Below are 15897 nucleotides of genomic sequence, written 5' to 3'. Positions count from 1 at the left end.
ATATTTGGTTTATTTCTGAATTTATGACCGCGATCGGATTTTAAAAAGCGTAACCTATTAATTACATTTGATTCTGGAATGCGCGCCGAAAAATAGTTTGTCTGCACATTATTTTGCGAGCCAGCGCACAATTGCGCATTCTCTCAATAGCAGTGTGAAATAACGTAATTGAGCAACCTCCAATGTCTATTCACTATTACTCCAGAAGCAAGACCACGCCGCATACCCTGATTATGGAGCTCAATATGCAAGCTTATTTCGACCAACTCGATCGCGTTCGTTTCGAAGGCACGAAAACGACCAATCCTTTAGCATTTCGTCACTACAACCCGGATGAGCTGGTGCTGGGTAAGCGCATGGAAGATCACTTGCGCTTTGCCGCCTGCTACTGGCACACCTTCTGCTGGAACGGTGCCGATATGTTCGGCGTGGGCTCTTTTGACCGTCCATGGCAACAGCCGGGCGAGGCCATTGAGCTGGCGAAGCGTAAAGCCGACGTCGCGTTCGAGTTCTTCCATAAGCTGAACGTGCCGTACTACTGTTTCCACGATGTGGACGTGTCGCCGGAAGGGGCGTCGCTGAAAGAGTATCTGAACAACTTCGCGCAGATGGTCGACGTACTGGCTGAAAAACAGCAGCAAAGTGGCGTCAAGCTGCTCTGGGGTACGGCTAACTGCTTTACCAACCCTCGCTATGGCGCGGGCGCGGCAACCAACCCGGATCCGGAAGTCTTCAGCTGGGCGGCAACCCAGGTCGTGACGGCGATGAACGCCACGCATCAGCTGGGCGGTGAGAACTATGTACTCTGGGGCGGTCGTGAAGGATATGAAACGCTGCTGAATACCGACCTGCGTCAGGAGCGTGAGCAGATTGGTCGCTTTATGCAGATGGTGGTGGACCACAAACACAAAATCGGTTTCCGCGGCACGCTGCTGATTGAGCCAAAACCACAGGAGCCAACCAAGCATCAGTATGATTATGATGTCGCCACCGTGTATGGCTTCCTGAAGCAGTTTGGTCTGGAAAAAGAGATCAAAGTGAATATTGAGGCTAACCACGCTACCCTGGCGGGCCACTCGTTCCATCACGAAATTGCCTCTGCGATTGCGCTGGGCATCTTCGGCTCTGTCGATGCTAACCGTGGCGATCCACAGCTGGGCTGGGATACCGACCAGTTCCCGAACAGCGTGGAAGAGAATGCGCTGGTGATGTACGAGATCATCAAAGCGGGCGGTTTCACCACCGGCGGCCTGAACTTCGACGCCAAAGTGCGTCGCCAGAGCACCGACAAATACGATCTGTTCTACGGGCATATTGGCGCGATGGACACCATGGCGCTGGCGCTGAAAGTGGCAGCCCGTATGATTGAAGACGGTGAGCTGGATAAGCGCGTGGCGAAGCGCTACAGCGGCTGGAACAGTGAGCTGGGCCAGCAAATTTTGAAAGGTCAGTTATCGCTTGCGGAGATCGCGAAGTACGCTGAACAGCATCAGCTTGCGCCGCAGCATCAGAGCGGCCATCAGGAGCTGCTGGAAAACCTGGTCAATCACTACCTGTTCGATAAATAACAGCATTCATGCCCGGTAAGCGCTGCGCCACCGGGCATTTCTGTCAAAGGAGTCACCACATGTATATCGGGATCGATCTTGGCACGTCGGGGGTGAAAGCCATCCTGTTAAGCGAGCAGGGCGATGTGTTAGCCACGCAGACTGAAAAGTTGCAGGTTTCACGCCCGCATCCGCTTTGGTCGGAACAAGATCCGGAGCAGTGGTGGCAGGCGACGGACCGCGCGATGACAACCTTAGGCGAGCAGCACAGCCTGCGCGACGTTAAAGCGCTGGGCATCGCCGGACAAATGCATGGCGCAACGTTGCTGGATAGCCAGCATCGCGTTCTGCGCCCGGCTATTCTCTGGAACGATGGCCGCTGTGCGGAAGAGTGCGCGATCCTTGAGGAACGTGTGCCTGCGTCCCGCGAGATTACGGGCAACCTGATGATGCCCGGTTTTACCGCGCCAAAACTCCTGTGGGTGCAGCGCCATGAGCCTGATATTTTTCGCCAGGTGGCGAAGGTTCTGTTGCCGAAAGACTACCTGCGTTTTCGCATGACGGGGGATTTTGCCAGCGACATGTCTGACGCCGCGGGCACGATGTGGCTCGACGTGGCGAAACGGGACTGGAGCGAGGCGATGCTGGATGCCTGCCAGCTGACGCGCGATCATATGCCTGCGCTGTTTGAAGGCAGCGAAATCACGGGCGCTTTGCAGCCTTCTGTTGCTGAACGCTGGAATATGCCAGCCGTACCTGTCGTCGCTGGCGGCGGCGATAATGCGGCGGGGGCGGTCGGCGTGGGGATGGTCGAGGCAGGACAGGCCATGCTCTCGCTCGGCACTTCCGGTGTCTATTTTGCCGTCAGTGACGGGTATCGTAGCAATCCTGGAAGCGCCGTACACAGCTTCTGCCACGCGTTGCCGGGTAAATGGCATTTAATGTCGGTGATGCTGAGCGCGGCTTCCTGCCTCGACTGGGCGGCAAAACTAACCGGAATGGCGGACGTCCCGGCGCTTATCGCAGCGGCACAGCAGGCGGATGATAATGCCGGTGCGGTCTGGTTTTTACCGTACCTTTCCGGCGAGCGGACGCCTCATAACAACCCGGAAGCGAAAGGGGTGTTCTTCGGTCTTACCCATCAGCACGGCCCGGCAGAGCTGGCGCGCGCGGTGCTTGAAGGCGTTGGCTATGCTCTGGCGGACGGAATGGATGTCGTGCATGACTGTGGACTTACGCCATCCAGCATTACGTTAATTGGCGGCGGTGCGCGAAGCAGCTACTGGCGGCAAATGCTTTCCGATATCAGCGGGTTGCAGCTGGACTATCGTACGGGAGGCGATGTCGGCCCGGCGCTCGGTGCGGCACGGCTGGCGCAAATTGCGCTGAACCGGGATAAACCACTGCCCCAGCTTTTGCCCCAGCTGTCGCTTGAACAGCAGCATCGTCCTGATGCGAAAAATCATGCTCGCTATGCTGAAAGACGAGACGTGTTCCGCAAAATTTATCGGCAGCTTTTGCCGCTAATGTCATAAACAGGAGCCGGGTGGCGCTAACGCTTACCCGGCCTGCCAGCCTTCAACCGGGTTAGCTCACAAACCGGCGCGTATCGATTCTTTGCAGCAACATTGACAGCAGCAGGCTGACAACCAGCGTAACGGTAAATATCCAGACAATATCCAGCACCGGCCAGCTTTTAAGCTCAACGCCTCGGGTGCGCAGGGCGTGGATCACCAGCGCGTGAAAACCGTAAATGCCCAGCGAGTGGCGAGAGATAAACCCCAGCACCGGAAGCGGGCGGGCATTCAGGGTGTTTTTAACCAGCGTCAGCAGAGAGATTGCGCAGATAAAGACCATCGGGCCGCAGTACAGATACCAGGTATCGGCAAAGTTGCCGCGCCATTGCAGCTCATGCAGCGTCCCGCGAGAGATAATAAACACACCGACGAGAAACGCGGCCGCGCATAGCCAGTTTATTCCTCGCTTTTGCGTCTCCATCATGCCAATGGCGCGCCCCAGCATGCCGTACAGCACGTAATAAAACGTATCCCCGGTGATATAGAGGTTAACGGGCAGCCATTCAAAGCCATCAATTTTCTGTGAGACGGTATTCGGGTTGGCCACGATCCCGATGACCACCATCAGCGCCAGCAGCATTTTACCGTTGACGTTTTTTACCTGAATTAACGGTGAAATAAGATAAATAACGATTATCGCGAAGAAAAACCATAGATGATAGAACACTGGTTTTTGCAACAAGTTGAGCAGGGAACGTTCAGCGTTAATTGAAGTGAACAGGACGATATAGAGCAGCGAAATCGCGCTGTAAAACAGCAGACAGGAGACAATACGGATGAAATGTCTCGGCTGTGCGCTACGCTCGCCAAAAAAGAGAAAACCGGAAATCATAAAGAACAGCGGGACGCTCACGCGGGAGGCCGAGTTCAGAACATTGGCGACATCCCAGTTAACAGGGCTGATACTGTGCGCGTTCGTGACATACCAGGTCGTTGTGTGGATCATCACCACCATCAGACAGGCTATTCCCCGCAGGTTATCAATCCAGTTAATTTTTGACTGCATCAGTTCCTCTGTATTCCTGATAAAGAAAGTGTGACTGCGATTGCGTAAAACTTTTCCCTTGGAAAATTCTGAGTTTAGCCAGGCTAACTTGTAGGGAGCTGGCGAGATTCGCAGAATGACGGACTTTAATCTATAAACGTGTTGCTACTAAAAATAACAGCCACTGACCAGGGCGGTAATAAAAATGATGATGAAGCGTGGGGTGTCACTCTTTCTGCTGCTCTTATTAACAGGATGCAGTGCTTCTGAGGAGATACCTGTCCAAAAAGCGCAGCAGGGGAAAATGAGCCCGGAGCGTTCCCTGAATATGGAACAGCTGTGCAGGGATCAGGCGGCTCACCGCTATAATTCCGAAGCACAGAAAATTCATATAAACGGCTTCGAGCGCTTTCAGGGCAGCTATGAACTGAAAGGCTATACGGCGCGTAAAGAGGGCTTTGTCTGCTCTTTTGATGCAGACGGCCAGTTTTTACATCTCTCAATGCGTTAAATTGCTCGTATAAGCAGCAACCAGAGCCTTCGCAGGTTCTGGCTGTAGGGCTTATTCCCCAATTTTCCCTAAACAACCCCGTTTCGTACTGTATATCTTGCAGCCAGCGGGTATACTGATCCCTTCCATTTAAAACCACACGTATCCAGCACGAAATACTATGCAAAAGTTTGATACCAAGACCTTCCAGGGCCTGATCCTGACCTTACAGGATTACTGGGCTCGTCAGGGCTGCACCATTGTTCAACCTTTGGACATGGAAGTTGGCGCAGGCACCTCACACCCGATGACCAGCCTGCGCGCGTTAGGGCCAGAGCCAATGGCGACCGCCTATGTGCAGCCATCCCGTCGTCCGACCGATGGCCGTTATGGCGAAAACCCGAACCGTTTGCAGCACTACTATCAGTTCCAGGTGGTGATTAAGCCATCACCCGACAACATTCAGGAACTGTACCTCGGGTCACTGAAAGAGCTGGGTATGGATCCAACAATTCACGACATTCGTTTCGTGGAAGATAACTGGGAAAACCCAACGCTGGGTGCCTGGGGTCTGGGTTGGGAAGTGTGGCTGAACGGCATGGAAGTGACCCAGTTCACTTACTTCCAGCAGGTTGGTGGTCTGGAATGTAAACCGATTACCGGCGAAATCACCTATGGTCTGGAACGTCTGGCCATGTACATTCAGGGCGTAGACAGCGTTTACGACCTGGTCTGGAGCGACGGCCCGCTGGGTAAAACCACCTACGGCGACGTGTTCCATCAGAACGAAGTGGAGCAATCCACCTATAACTTCGAATACGCGGACGTGGACTTCCTGTTCACCTGCTTCGAGCAGTACGAGAAAGAAGCCCAGCAGCTGCTGGCGCTGGAGACTCCGCTGCCGCTGCCTGCCTACGAGCGTATTCTGAAGGCTGCCCACAGCTTCAACCTGCTGGATGCCCGCAAAGCGATCTCCGTGACTGAACGTCAGCGCTACATTCTGCGTATTCGTACCCTGACCAAAGCCGTTGCAGAAGCTTACTACGCGTCCCGTGAAGCCCTTGGCTTCCCGATGTGCAACCGAAACAAATAAGAGGCGGCCATGTCTGAGAAAACTTTCCTGGTGGAAATCGGCACTGAAGAGCTGCCACCAAAAGCCCTGCGCAGCCTGGCTGAATCTTTTGCTGCGAACGTCACTGCTGAGCTGGATAACGCTGGCCTGGCGCACGGTAAAATTGAGTGGTTTGCTGCGCCGCGTCGTCTGGCGCTGAAAGTGGCAAACCTGGCGGCGTCCCAGCCGGATCGCGAAGTTGAAAAACGTGGCCCGGCCATTGCTCAGGCGTTCGACGCGGAAGGCAAGCCGAGCAAAGCGGCAGAAGGCTGGGCGCGCGGCTGCGGCATCACCGTTGATCAGGCCGAGCGTCTGACCACCGACAAAGGTGAATGGCTGCTGTATCGTGCCCATGTGAAAGGCGAAAGCGCCGAAGCGCTGCTGCCTGACATGATCGCGACCTCGCTGGCAAAATTGCCAATCCCTAAGCTGATGCGCTGGGGCGCGTCCGACGTTCACTTTGTGCGTCCGGTTCACACCGTGACCCTGCTGCTGGGCGATACCGTTATCCCGGCGACCATTCTGGGCGTGGCGTCCGATCGCGTGATCCGCGGCCATCGCTTTATGGGCGAGCCTGAGTTCACCATCGACAATGCCGACCAGTATCCGCAAATCCTGCTGGAGCGCGGCAAGGTCATTGCTGACTATGAACAGCGTAAAGCCAAAATTAAAGCGGACGCAGAAGAAGCGGCGCGCAAGATTGGCGGAAACGCTGACCTGAGCGACATCCTGCTGGAAGAGGTGACCTCGCTGGTCGAATGGCCGGTTGTACTGACCGCGAAATTCGAAGAGAAATTCCTGGCCGTTCCGGCAGAAGCGCTGGTTTACACCATGAAGGGTGACCAGAAGTACTTCCCGGTTTACGCCAACGACGGCAAGCTGCTGCCAAACTTCATCTTCGTGGCGAACATCGAATCGAAAGATCCGAGCCAGATTATCTCCGGTAACGAGAAAGTGGTGCGTCCGCGTCTGGCGGATGCCGAGTTCTTCTTCAACACAGACCGTAAAAAACGTCTGGAAGATAACCTGCCGCGTCTGCAAACTGTACTGTTCCAGCAGCAGCTGGGTACGCTGCGCGACAAAACCGACCGTATCGCGGAGCTGTCCGGCTGGATTGCCCGTGAAATTGGCGCCGACGTTAACCACGCTACCCGTGCGGGCCTGCTCTCCAAGTGCGACCTGATGACCAACATGGTGTTCGAATTTACCGACACCCAGGGCGTGATGGGTATGCACTACGCGCGTCACGATGGCGAAGCGGAAGACGTGGCGGTAGCCCTGAACGAGCAGTATCAGCCGCGCTTTGCCGGTGACGATCTGCCGTCCAATCCGGTTGCCTGCGCCGTGGCGATTGCCGATAAGATGGACACCCTGGCGGGTATCTTCGGTATCGGCCAGCATCCAAAAGGCGACAAAGACCCGTTTGCGCTGCGTCGTGCTGCGCTGGGCGTGCTGCGAATCATCGTTGAGAAGAACCTGAACCTCGATCTGCAAACGCTAACCGAAGAAGCGGTACGTCTGTACGGCGATAAGCTGACCAACGCGAAGGTTGTGGATGATGTTATCGACTTTATGCTCGGTCGTTTCCGCGCGTGGTATCAGGACGAAGGTTACTCCGTTGATACCATTCAGGCGGTGCTGGCGCGTCGTCCGACCCGTCCGGCAGATTTCGATGCGCGTATGAAAGCGGTATCCCACTTCCGTACGCTGGAAGCGGCGTCTGCGCTGGCCGCGGCTAACAAGCGCGTATCCAACATCCTCGCGAAATCCGACGAGACGCTGAACGATCGCGTAAACGCTGCAACCCTGAAAGAGCCGGAAGAGATTTCTCTGGCGATGCAGGTTGTGGTGCTGCGCGACAAGCTGGAGCCGTATTTCGCGGAAGGTCGCTACCAGGAAGCGCTGGTGGAGCTGGCGGAGCTGCGTGACGTCATCGACGCCTTCTTCGAGAAGGTGATGGTGAACGTGGAAGATAAAGAGCTGCGGATTAACCGTCTCTCGATGCTTGAGAAACTGCGTGAGCTGTTCCTGCGCGTGGCGGATATTTCGCTGCTGCAATAACGTAAAAAACCCGCCCCTGACAGGCGGGAAGAACGGCAACTAAACTGTCTCTCTTCGCCAATGGCGCCATAACTGCGTTGGCTGCGCTCGTTCACCCGAATCACTTACTAATGTAAGCTCATCGGGATTCGCTCGCTTGCCGCCTTGTTCTGACGTCATTGGCTTTGAGATACTTTTCCTTATTTACACTCTCTCAATTAATTTACACCCTCTCAAACACTGTCGCGATCCCCTGACCCAACCCGATACACATCGTTGCCAGACCAAACTGGGCATCTTTGCGTTCCATCAGGTTAATCAGCGTGGTACTGATACGCGCCCCGGAGCAGCCCAGCGGGTGTCCGAGGGCGATCGCGCCGCCGTTGAGGTTAATCTTCTCGTCGATCTGATCCATCAGCCCCAGATCCTTAATGCACGGCAGGATCTGCGCGGCGAACGCTTCGTTCATCTCAAAGAGGTCGATATCACTTGCGCTCAGCCCCGCTTTTTTCAGCGCCAGTTTTGACGCCGGAACCGGGCCGTAGCCCATGATGGATGGATCGCAGCCCACGACCGCCATCGAACGCACGCGGGCGCGTGGCGTCAGGCCTAATTCGCGGGCGCGGCTTTCGCTCATCACCAGCATCGCGGCGGCACCGTCGGACAGGGCAGACGAGGTGCCCGCCGTTACCGTACCGGTGACCGGATCAAACACCGGACGCAGGGTAGAAAGCGCTTCAACGGTGGTTTCCGGGCGGATGACTTCGTCATAGCTGAACTGCTTCAGTACGCCGTCTGCGTCGTGACCGCCGGTCGGGATGATCTCATTCTTAAAGGCACCAGACTGCGTGGCGGCCCAGGCGCGGGCATGCGAGCGAGCGGCAAAGGCATCCTGCATCTCACGGCTGATGCCGTGCAGACGGGAGAGCATCTCGGCGGTTAGGCCCATCATACCGGCGGCTTTCGCCACGTTGCGGCTCATACCTGGATGGAAATCGACCCCGTGGCTCATCGGCACGTGGCCCATGTGCTCCACGCCGCCCACCAGACAGGCCTGCGCATCGCCGGTCATGATCATCCGCGTCGCGTCGTGCAGCGCCTGCATCGACGAACCGCAAAGACGGTTGACGGTGACGGCCGGAACCGAGTGCGGGATCTCCGCCAGCAGGGACGCGTTACGGGCAATGTTGAAGCCCTGCTCCAGCGTCTGCTGGACGCAGCCCCAGTAGATATCGTCCAGCGCAGCAGGGTCCAGCGCCGGGTTACGCGCCAGCAGGCTACGCATCAGGTGCGCGGAGAGGTCTTCCGCACGCACGTTACGGAACGCACCGCCTTTTGAACGGCCCATCGGGGTGCGAATCGCATCAACAATGACAACCTTTTCCATTGTGACTCCTTAAGCCGTTTTCAGCGCGCCAACCGGACGGGCTGGCTCAACTGCTGGGTAGTAGGGTTCGTTATGACGCGCTTTGTTACGCAGACCTTCCGGCACCTCATAAAGCGGGCCGAGGTGCTGGTACTGCTGAGCCATATCGAGATAGCGAGCGCTGCCGAGCGTATCCAGCCAGCGGAACGCGCCGCCGTGGAACGGAGGGAAGCCGAGGCCGTACACCAGCGCCATATCCGCTTCTGCCGGGCTGGCGATAATGCCTTCTTCGAGGCAGCGCACCACTTCGTTGATCATCGGGATCATCATCCGGGCGATGATCTCGTCGTCAGTGAAGTCGCGTTTCGGCTGACTGACGTCGGCCAGCAGGCCATCCACCGCCGCATCTTCTTCTTTTTTCGGTTTGCCTTTGCTGTCTTCTTTATAGCGCCAGAAGCCCAGACCGTTTTTCTGACCAAAGCGGTTGGCGTCGAACAGGGCGTCAATGGCGTCGCGATAGTCTTTCTGCATGCGCTGCGGGAAGCCCGCCGCCATCACCGCCTGAGCGTGATGGGCAGTATCGATGCCGACAACGTCCAGCAGATACGCCGGGCCCATCGGCCAGCCGAACTGTTTTTCCATCACTTTATCGATTTTGCGGAAGTCTGCGCCGTCGCGCAGCAGCTGGCTGAAGCCGGCGAAGTAAGGGAACAACACGCGGTTAACGAAGAAGCCCGGGCAGTCGTTAACGACGATCGGCGTTTTGCCCATCTTGCTCGCCCACGCCACCACTTTGGCGATGGTTTCGTCGGAGGTTTTCTCCCCACGGATCACTTCGACCAGCGGCATGCGGTGCACCGGGTTAAAGAAGTGCATCCCGCAGAAGTTTTCCGGACGCTTCAGCACGCTCGCCAGTTCGCTGATAGGAATGGTGGAGGTGTTAGAGGCCAGCACGGTTTCCGGACGCACCTTGTCTTCGGTTTCGGCCAGCACCGCTTTTTTCACTTTCGGGTTCTCGACGACCGCTTCAACCACCACGTCCACACGGTCGAAACCGCTGTATTCCAGCACTGGCTGGATGGTGGAGATCACGCCTGCAAGCTTCAGACCATCAATTTTGCCGCGCTCAAGCTGTTTATTCAGCAGCTTGGCCGCTTCGGTCATGCCCAGCGTCAGGGATTTCTCGTTGATGTCCTTCATCACCACCGGCACGCCTTTCCAGGCAGACTGGTAGGCGATGCCGCCCCCCATAATGCCCGCGCCGAGTACCGCCGCGTGTTTTGGCGTTTCAACGTTTTTGGTGAGTTGTTTGGCTTTGCCCTTCACAAACTGATCGTTAAGGAAGATACCAACCAGCGCGCGGGCTTCGTTGGTGTGCGCCAGCGGGACAAAGCTCTGGTTTTCCAGCTTCAGGGCGTCATCACGGCCCAGACGGGCTGCCGCTTCAATGGTTTTCACCGCCGTGATTGGCGCCGGGTAGTGTTTACCCGCCGTCTGCATCACCATGCCTTTGGCGATAGTGAAGCTCATGGTGGCTTCAATCTTGCTGAGCTTTAACGGCTCCAGCTTCGGCTGACGTTTGGCTTTCCAGTCGAGGTCGCCGTTAATGGCCTGACGCAGAATGGCGAGTGCGCCTTCAACAAGCTTCTCAGGTTTTACAACGCCGTCGACCAGGCCAATTTTCTGCGCCTGTTCTGCGCCGACGTCTTTACCCGCGGCAATGATCTCCAGCGCGCTGTCGGCGCCCAGCATGCGCGGCATACGGACGGAGCCGCCAAAGCCCGGCATGATGCCCAGCTTGGTTTCCGGCAGGCCGATACGCAGGTCCGGGGTCGCCAGACGGTAATCAGTGGCTAACACGCATTCGCAGCCGCCGCCCAGCGCGTAACCGTTGACGGCAGAAAGGGTCGGGACAGGCAGATCTTCCAGACGATTAAAGACGCTGTTCGCGAAGTGCAGCCACTGGCTCAGCTGTTCTTCTGGCACCAGGAACAGCGACAGGAATTCGGTGATATCCGCGCCAACGATAAAGGCCGCTTTGTTGGAGCGCAGCAGCAGCCCTTTTAAATCTGATTGCTTTTCAAGTACATCCAGCGCCTGGCCAAGACTGGCCACCGTCGCGGTATCAAGCTTATTCACTGAGCCGGGGGCATCGAACACCAGTTCGGCAATGCCATCTTCCAGCCAGTCTACGTACAGGGTGTCGCCTTTGTAGAGCATGTCGGTCTCCTGAATCCAGCAATTGGATCTGGTCATACCAGATGAAACGGAGTGTGGAATTTATGTTAATAAAATGCAAATTAGTCATTAAGAAATTGCTGCGCTGATCACGGTCGGTGGAAATCACGCAGCCGGAGTGAGGTGTGCTAAGATGCGATGACTTGAGGTCAAAAAAACGAAAGGAAGAATGATGGACTCACTGGCTTCGCTTTATAAAAATCATATCGTTACCCTACAGGAACGTACCCGCGATGTACTGGCCCGCTTCAAGCTGGATGCCCTGCTGATCCACTCCGGCGAGCTGATGAATACTTTTCTTGATGACCATGCTTATCCCTTCAAGGTTAACCCGCAGTTTAAAGCCTGGGTGCCTGTCACGCAGGTTCCAAATTGCTGGCTGCTGGTGGATGGCGTGAACAAGCCGAAACTGTGGTTCTACCTGCCGGTCGATTACTGGCACAACGTGGAGCCGCTGCCGACCTCATTCTGGACCGAAGAAATTGACGTGATTGCGCTGCCAAAAGCAGACGGCATAGGCAGCCAGCTGCCAGCGGCGCGCGGCAACATCGGCTACATTGGTCCGGTTCCTGAGCGCGCGCTGGGTCTGGATATTCCGGCAGATAAACTCAACCCGAAAGGCGTGCTGGATTATCTGCACTACTATCGCGCCTACAAGACCGACTACGAACTTTACTGCATGCGTGAAGCGCAAAAAACGGCGGTGAATGGCCACCGTGCGGCGCACGAAGCGTTCCAGTCCGGTATGAGCGAGTTCGATATCAATCAGGCTTACCTGACGGCGACCGGCCACCGCGATACCGACGTGCCGTACAGCAACATCGTGGCGCTGAATGAACATGCCTCGGTTCTGCACTACACCAAACTGGATCATCAGGTTCCGGCTGAGATGCGTAGCTTCCTGCTGGACGCGGGGGCTGAGTACAATGGTTATGCGGCAGACCTGACCCGTACCTGGGCGGCGAATGCGGATACCGATTTTGCGCAATTGATTAAAGACGTGAACGACGAACAGCTGGCGCTGATTGGCACCATGAAGGCCGGAACCAGCTACGTGGATTATCACATCCAGTTCCATCAGCGCATCGCTAAACTGCTGCGTAAGCATCAGATTATCAAAGACATGAGCGAAGAGGCGATGGTTGAGAACGATTTGACCGGGCCATTTATGCCGCATGGTATCGGCCACCCGCTGGGTTTGCAGGTTCATGACGTCGCGGGCTTTATGCAGGATGATACCGGCACGCACCTGGCGGCACCGTCTAAATATCCTTATCTGCGCTGCACCCGCGTTCTGGCGCCGCGTATGGTATTGACCATCGAGCCGGGCATCTACTTTATTGAATCCCTGCTGGCGCCGTGGCGCGAAGGGCAATTCAGCAAGCACTTCAACTGGGAGAAAATTGAAGCGCTGAAGCCTTATGGCGGCATTCGTATCGAGGATAACGTGGTTATTCACGAGAACAGCATTGAGAACATGACGCGAGATTTGAAGCTGGCCTGATGGAAAGCTGGCTGATACCGGCCGAGCCGGTCACCTTTGTTGAGGAAATCAAAAAAAGCCGCTTTATCACGCTGTTGGCGCATACCGACGGCGTGGAGGCGGCGAAGGCGTTCGTCGAGTCCGTCCGCGCGCAGCACCCGGATGCCCGCCATCACTGTGTGGCGTGGGTCGCAGGGCCGCCAGACGACTCACAGCAGCTCGGATTTTCTGACGACGGTGAACCGGCGGGTACGGCCGGAAAACCGATGCTCTCCCAGTTGATGGGCAGCGGCGTGGGTGAAATCACCGCCGTCGTGGTCCGCTACTACGGGGGCATTTTGTTAGGCACCGGAGGGCTGGTTAAAGCCTACGGAGGTGGTGTCCAGCAGGCGCTTAATCTTCTGATAACAACCCGCAAAACGCCACTTACGGAATATACTTTGTTATGCGATTACGCCCAGCTATCGGGTATCGAAGCACTGCTTAAACAGTTTAACGGTGTCATCGCACAGAGTGATTATCAGGCAATGGTGCAATTACGCGTGGCGCTTCCTCAGGCGGAACTGGCTGCTTTTTCAGCAAAACTCGCTGATTTTAGTCGCGGTTCATTGCAATTACTGCCGATTGAAGAATAATCCCCACCTCACAATTTTGAATACCTAAGGAAGCGGCAGAGATGCATTTTCGTGCCATTACCCGAATCGTTGGATTGCTGGTCATACTTTTCTCCGGGACAATGATCATTCCCGGACTGGTGGCGCTCATCTACCGGGACGGCGCGGGGCGTGCATTTACGCAAACCTTTTTTGTCGCGCTGACGATTGGCTCCCTGCTGTGGTGGCCAAACCGCCGTGAGAAAGGTGAACTGAAATCCCGGGAGGGGTTTCTGATTGTGGTCCTGTTCTGGACGGTACTGGGAAGCGTGGGTGCGCTGCCGTTTATCTTCTCCGAACAACCGAATCTCACCGTCACGGATGCGTTTTTTGAATCGTTCTCCGGATTAACGACCACCGGGGCCACCACGCTTGTGGGGCTGGATTCGCTCCCGCATGCGATTCTCTTTTACCGGCAGATGCTTCAGTGGTTCGGCGGTATGGGGATCATTGTCCTGGCGGTGGCTATCCTGCCGATTCTGGGCGTCGGGGGGATGCAGCTTTACCGGGCGGAGATGCCCGGCCCGCTGAAAGATAACAAAATGCGCCCGCGTATTGCGGAGACGGCGAAAACCCTGTGGCTTATCTATGTCCTGCTGACGGTGGCCTGCGCGCTGGCGCTGTGGTTTGCCGGGATGCCTGCGTTTGATGCCATCGGGCACAGCTTTGCGACTATTGCTATCGGCGGGTTCTCCACCCACGATGCCAGCGTCGGCTACTTCGACAGCCCGACAATCAATACCATCATTGCCATCTTTTTGCTGATCTCAGGCTGTAACTACGGTCTACACTTCTCGTTGCTTAGCGGACGGAGCCTGAAGGTGTACTGGCGCGACCCGGAATTCCGGATGTTTATTGGCGTCCAGCTGACTCTGGTGATCATCTGTACCCTGGTACTGTGGTTCCACGATGTCTATAACTCGGCGGTCACGACCCTGAACCAGGCCTTCTTCCAGGTGGTATCGATGGCAACAACCGCCGGTTTCACCACGGACAGTATTGCGCGTTGGCCGCTGTTCCTGCCGGTGCTGCTGTTGTGCTCTGCGTTTATCGGCGGCTGTGCCGGGTCAACGGGCGGCGGTCTGAAGGTGATCCGTATTCTGCTGCTGTTCAAGCAGGGGAACCGTGAGCTGAAACGTCTGGTCCACCCGAATGCGGTTTACAGTATTAAGCTGGGGAACCGCGCGCTGCCGGAACGCATCCTCGAAGCGGTGTGGGGATTCTTCTCCGCTTATGCACTGGTCTTTATTGTCAGTATGCTGGCGATTATCGCCACGGGCGTGGATGATTTCTCTGCCTTCGCCTCTGTGGTGGCAACGTTAAACAACCTGGGGCCGGGGCTGGGCGTCGTGGCGGATAACTTCGCCAGTATGAACCCGGTGGCGAAGTGGATCTTAATCGCCAATATGCTGTTTGGGCGTCTTGAGGTCTTTACGCTGCTGGTGCTGTTTACCCCAACATTCTGGCGTGAGTAAGGAGACATTGGTGAAAACGTTAATTCTTTTCTCAACGCGTGACGGACAAACGCGTGAGATTGCTTCATATCTGGCTTCTGAACTCAAAGAGCTGGGCATTTATTCTGATGTGGTGAACCTGAATCGCACAGAGCAGATTGCCTGGCAGGATTACGACCGCGTGGTCATTGGCGCTTCAATTCGTTACGGCCATTTCCATCCGGCGCTGGATCGCTTTGTGAGAAAGCATACGGCGGAACTCGCTCAGCTGCCTGGCGCGTTTTACTCGGTCAACCTGGTTGCCCGTAAAGCAGAGAAGCGTACGCCGCAGACTAACAGCTATACGCGTAAGTTTTTGCTGAGTTCGCCATGGCAGCCCGATATCTGTTCTGTCTTTGCTGGCGCGCTGCGTTACCCGCGTTACCGCTGGTACGACCGCTTTATGATCCGCCTGATCATGAAAATGACGGGCGGGGAAACGGATACGCGTAAAGAAGTGGTTTATACCGACTGGGCTCAGGTCGCCAGTTTTGCCCGTGAAATTGCGCATTTAACGGACGATGCGCGGGTTTAATAAGCGTTGAGTTTGAAAAATGAGCGAACGAAAAGTTTTTTGTATTTAGTGCTTGTCACTTCAGAAGAACTCCCTATAATGCGCCTCCACTGACACGGAACAACGGCACGCAAGCCGCCGGGTCAGCAGAGAAAAGCAAAACAAACGCTTGACTCTGAAGCGGGAAAGCGTAATATGCACACCCCGCGCCGCAGCGAAAACGAAGCGGCACTGCTCTTTAACAATTTATCAGACAATCTGTGTGGGCACTCAAAGTGACATGGATTCTTAATGTCCTCGGACACTAAATGAATACCAAGTCTCAACGAGTGAACACGTAATTCATTACGAAGTTTAATTCATTGAGCATCAAACTTTTAAATTGAAGAGTTTGATCATG

Annotated in this window: 12 protein-coding genes; 9 read left to right on the top strand and 3 right to left on the bottom strand. The window is 55.8% G+C overall.

What is annotated here, in order from left to right; all coding sequences use genetic code 11:
* Positions 1 to 245: 245 nt before the first annotated feature.
* Positions 246 to 1568 carry a xylose isomerase gene (gene xylA / locus ACOTX4_RS23605; protein WP_026080557.1) on the top strand — a complete coding sequence of 441 codons (1323 nt, stop codon included), beginning with the start codon at positions 246 to 248 and terminating at the stop codon, positions 1566 to 1568.
* Positions 1569 to 1627: 59 nt separating this feature from the next.
* Entirely contained in the window at positions 1628 to 3082 is a 1455-nt protein-coding gene (gene xylB / locus ACOTX4_RS23600) for a xylulokinase (RefSeq protein ID WP_063938472.1), read from the top strand.
* Positions 3083 to 3134: 52 nt separating this feature from the next.
* Here the strand turns inward: xylB and ACOTX4_RS23595 are convergent, their stop codons facing one another.
* Entirely contained in the window at positions 3135 to 4130 is a 996-nt protein-coding gene (locus ACOTX4_RS23595; protein WP_045332002.1) for an acyltransferase, read from the bottom strand.
* A 184-nt stretch (positions 4131 to 4314) separates the two neighbouring features.
* On the opposite strand from ACOTX4_RS23595, the gene ACOTX4_RS23590 reads away from it, so the two are divergent.
* The 3 genes from ACOTX4_RS23590 to glyS all read left to right on the top strand — a co-directional run bounded on the left by ACOTX4_RS23590 (position 4315) and on the right by glyS (position 7771).
* Positions 4315 to 4620, top strand: a complete 306-nt coding sequence (locus ACOTX4_RS23590; RefSeq protein WP_017693801.1) for a YsaB family lipoprotein — start codon at positions 4315 to 4317, stop codon at positions 4618 to 4620.
* Between the two features lie 160 nt (positions 4621 to 4780).
* The gene (glyQ, locus tag ACOTX4_RS23585; protein ID WP_003860141.1) at positions 4781 to 5692 is read left to right on the top strand and encodes a glycine--tRNA ligase subunit alpha; all 912 of its coding nucleotides are present in this window, start codon (positions 4781 to 4783) and stop codon (positions 5690 to 5692) included.
* Positions 5693 to 5701: 9 nt separating this feature from the next.
* A complete protein-coding gene (gene glyS, locus ACOTX4_RS23580; RefSeq protein ID WP_045332005.1) occupies positions 5702 to 7771 on the top strand; it encodes a glycine--tRNA ligase subunit beta in 2070 nt (689 codons plus the stop codon).
* A 202-nt stretch (positions 7772 to 7973) separates the two neighbouring features.
* Here the strand turns inward: glyS and fadA are convergent, their stop codons facing one another.
* Both fadA and fadB read right to left on the bottom strand, forming a co-directional pair.
* Positions 7974 to 9137 carry an acetyl-CoA C-acyltransferase FadA gene (gene fadA / locus ACOTX4_RS23575; protein ID WP_045332008.1) on the bottom strand — a complete coding sequence of 388 codons (1164 nt, stop codon included), beginning with the start codon at positions 9135 to 9137 and terminating at the stop codon, positions 7974 to 7976.
* Positions 9138 to 9146: 9 nt separating this feature from the next.
* Positions 9147 to 11336 (bottom strand): fatty acid oxidation complex subunit alpha FadB, encoded by a 2190-nt coding sequence (gene fadB, locus ACOTX4_RS23570; protein WP_023315008.1) that lies wholly within the window; start codon positions 11334 to 11336, stop codon positions 9147 to 9149.
* Between the two features lie 190 nt (positions 11337 to 11526).
* Between fadB and pepQ the strand changes: the two genes are divergently transcribed.
* Genes pepQ through hemG form a run of 4 tightly spaced genes read left to right on the top strand, consistent with a single transcriptional unit; the run spans position 11527 to position 15518 of the window.
* Positions 11527 to 12858, top strand: coding sequence for a Xaa-Pro dipeptidase (gene pepQ / locus ACOTX4_RS23565; RefSeq protein ID WP_003860124.1), 1332 nt, complete (start codon positions 11527 to 11529; stop codon positions 12856 to 12858).
* On the top strand, positions 12858 to 13472 hold the full coding sequence (locus tag ACOTX4_RS23560) for an IMPACT family protein (protein ID WP_023323863.1): 615 nt from the start codon (positions 12858 to 12860) through the stop codon (positions 13470 to 13472). The genes pepQ and ACOTX4_RS23560 overlap by 1 nt, the downstream gene beginning before the upstream one ends.
* Positions 13473 to 13513: 41 nt before the next feature.
* Positions 13514 to 14965, top strand: a complete 1452-nt coding sequence (trkH, locus tag ACOTX4_RS23555; protein ID WP_022649737.1) for a Trk system potassium transporter TrkH — start codon at positions 13514 to 13516, stop codon at positions 14963 to 14965.
* Positions 14966 to 14975: 10 nt separating this feature from the next.
* Positions 14976 to 15518 carry a menaquinone-dependent protoporphyrinogen IX dehydrogenase gene (hemG, locus tag ACOTX4_RS23550; RefSeq protein WP_045332011.1) on the top strand — a complete coding sequence of 181 codons (543 nt, stop codon included), beginning with the start codon at positions 14976 to 14978 and terminating at the stop codon, positions 15516 to 15518.
* Positions 15519 to 15897 lie beyond the last annotated feature (379 nt).

The organism is Enterobacter cloacae complex sp. IR5459 (genome assembly GCF_049238005.1).
GTDB classification, from domain to species: Bacteria; Pseudomonadota; Gammaproteobacteria; order Enterobacterales; family Enterobacteriaceae; genus Enterobacter; species Enterobacter hormaechei_C.
Note: the sequence above shows the minus strand (reverse complement) of the source record. Positions and strands in the feature narration are given on the sequence as shown.

Excerpts from the sequence above, each read along its gene's own strand:
- xylA (WP_026080557.1), top strand. The coding sequence starts at position 246 with ATGCAAGCTTATTTCGACCAACTCGATCGCGTTCGTTTCGAAGGCACG.
- ACOTX4_RS23590 (WP_017693801.1), top strand. The coding sequence starts at position 4,315 with ATGATGATGAAGCGTGGGGTGTCACTCTTTCTGCTGCTCTTATTAACA.
- fadB (WP_023315008.1), bottom strand. The coding sequence starts at position 11,336 with ATGCTCTACAAAGGCGACACCCTGTACGTAGACTGGCTGGAAGATGGC.
- glyS (WP_045332005.1), top strand. The coding sequence starts at position 5,702 with ATGTCTGAGAAAACTTTCCTGGTGGAAATCGGCACTGAAGAGCTGCCA.
- pepQ (WP_003860124.1), top strand. The coding sequence starts at position 11,527 with ATGGACTCACTGGCTTCGCTTTATAAAAATCATATCGTTACCCTACAG.
- glyQ (WP_003860141.1), top strand. The coding sequence starts at position 4,781 with ATGCAAAAGTTTGATACCAAGACCTTCCAGGGCCTGATCCTGACCTTA.
- ACOTX4_RS23560 (WP_023323863.1), top strand. The coding sequence starts at position 12,858 with ATGGAAAGCTGGCTGATACCGGCCGAGCCGGTCACCTTTGTTGAGGAA.
- ACOTX4_RS23595 (WP_045332002.1), bottom strand. The coding sequence starts at position 4,130 with ATGCAGTCAAAAATTAACTGGATTGATAACCTGCGGGGAATAGCCTGT.
- xylB (WP_063938472.1), top strand. The coding sequence starts at position 1,628 with ATGTATATCGGGATCGATCTTGGCACGTCGGGGGTGAAAGCCATCCTG.
- fadA (WP_045332008.1), bottom strand. The coding sequence starts at position 9,137 with ATGGAAAAGGTTGTCATTGTTGATGCGATTCGCACCCCGATGGGCCGT.
- trkH (WP_022649737.1), top strand. The coding sequence starts at position 13,514 with ATGCATTTTCGTGCCATTACCCGAATCGTTGGATTGCTGGTCATACTT.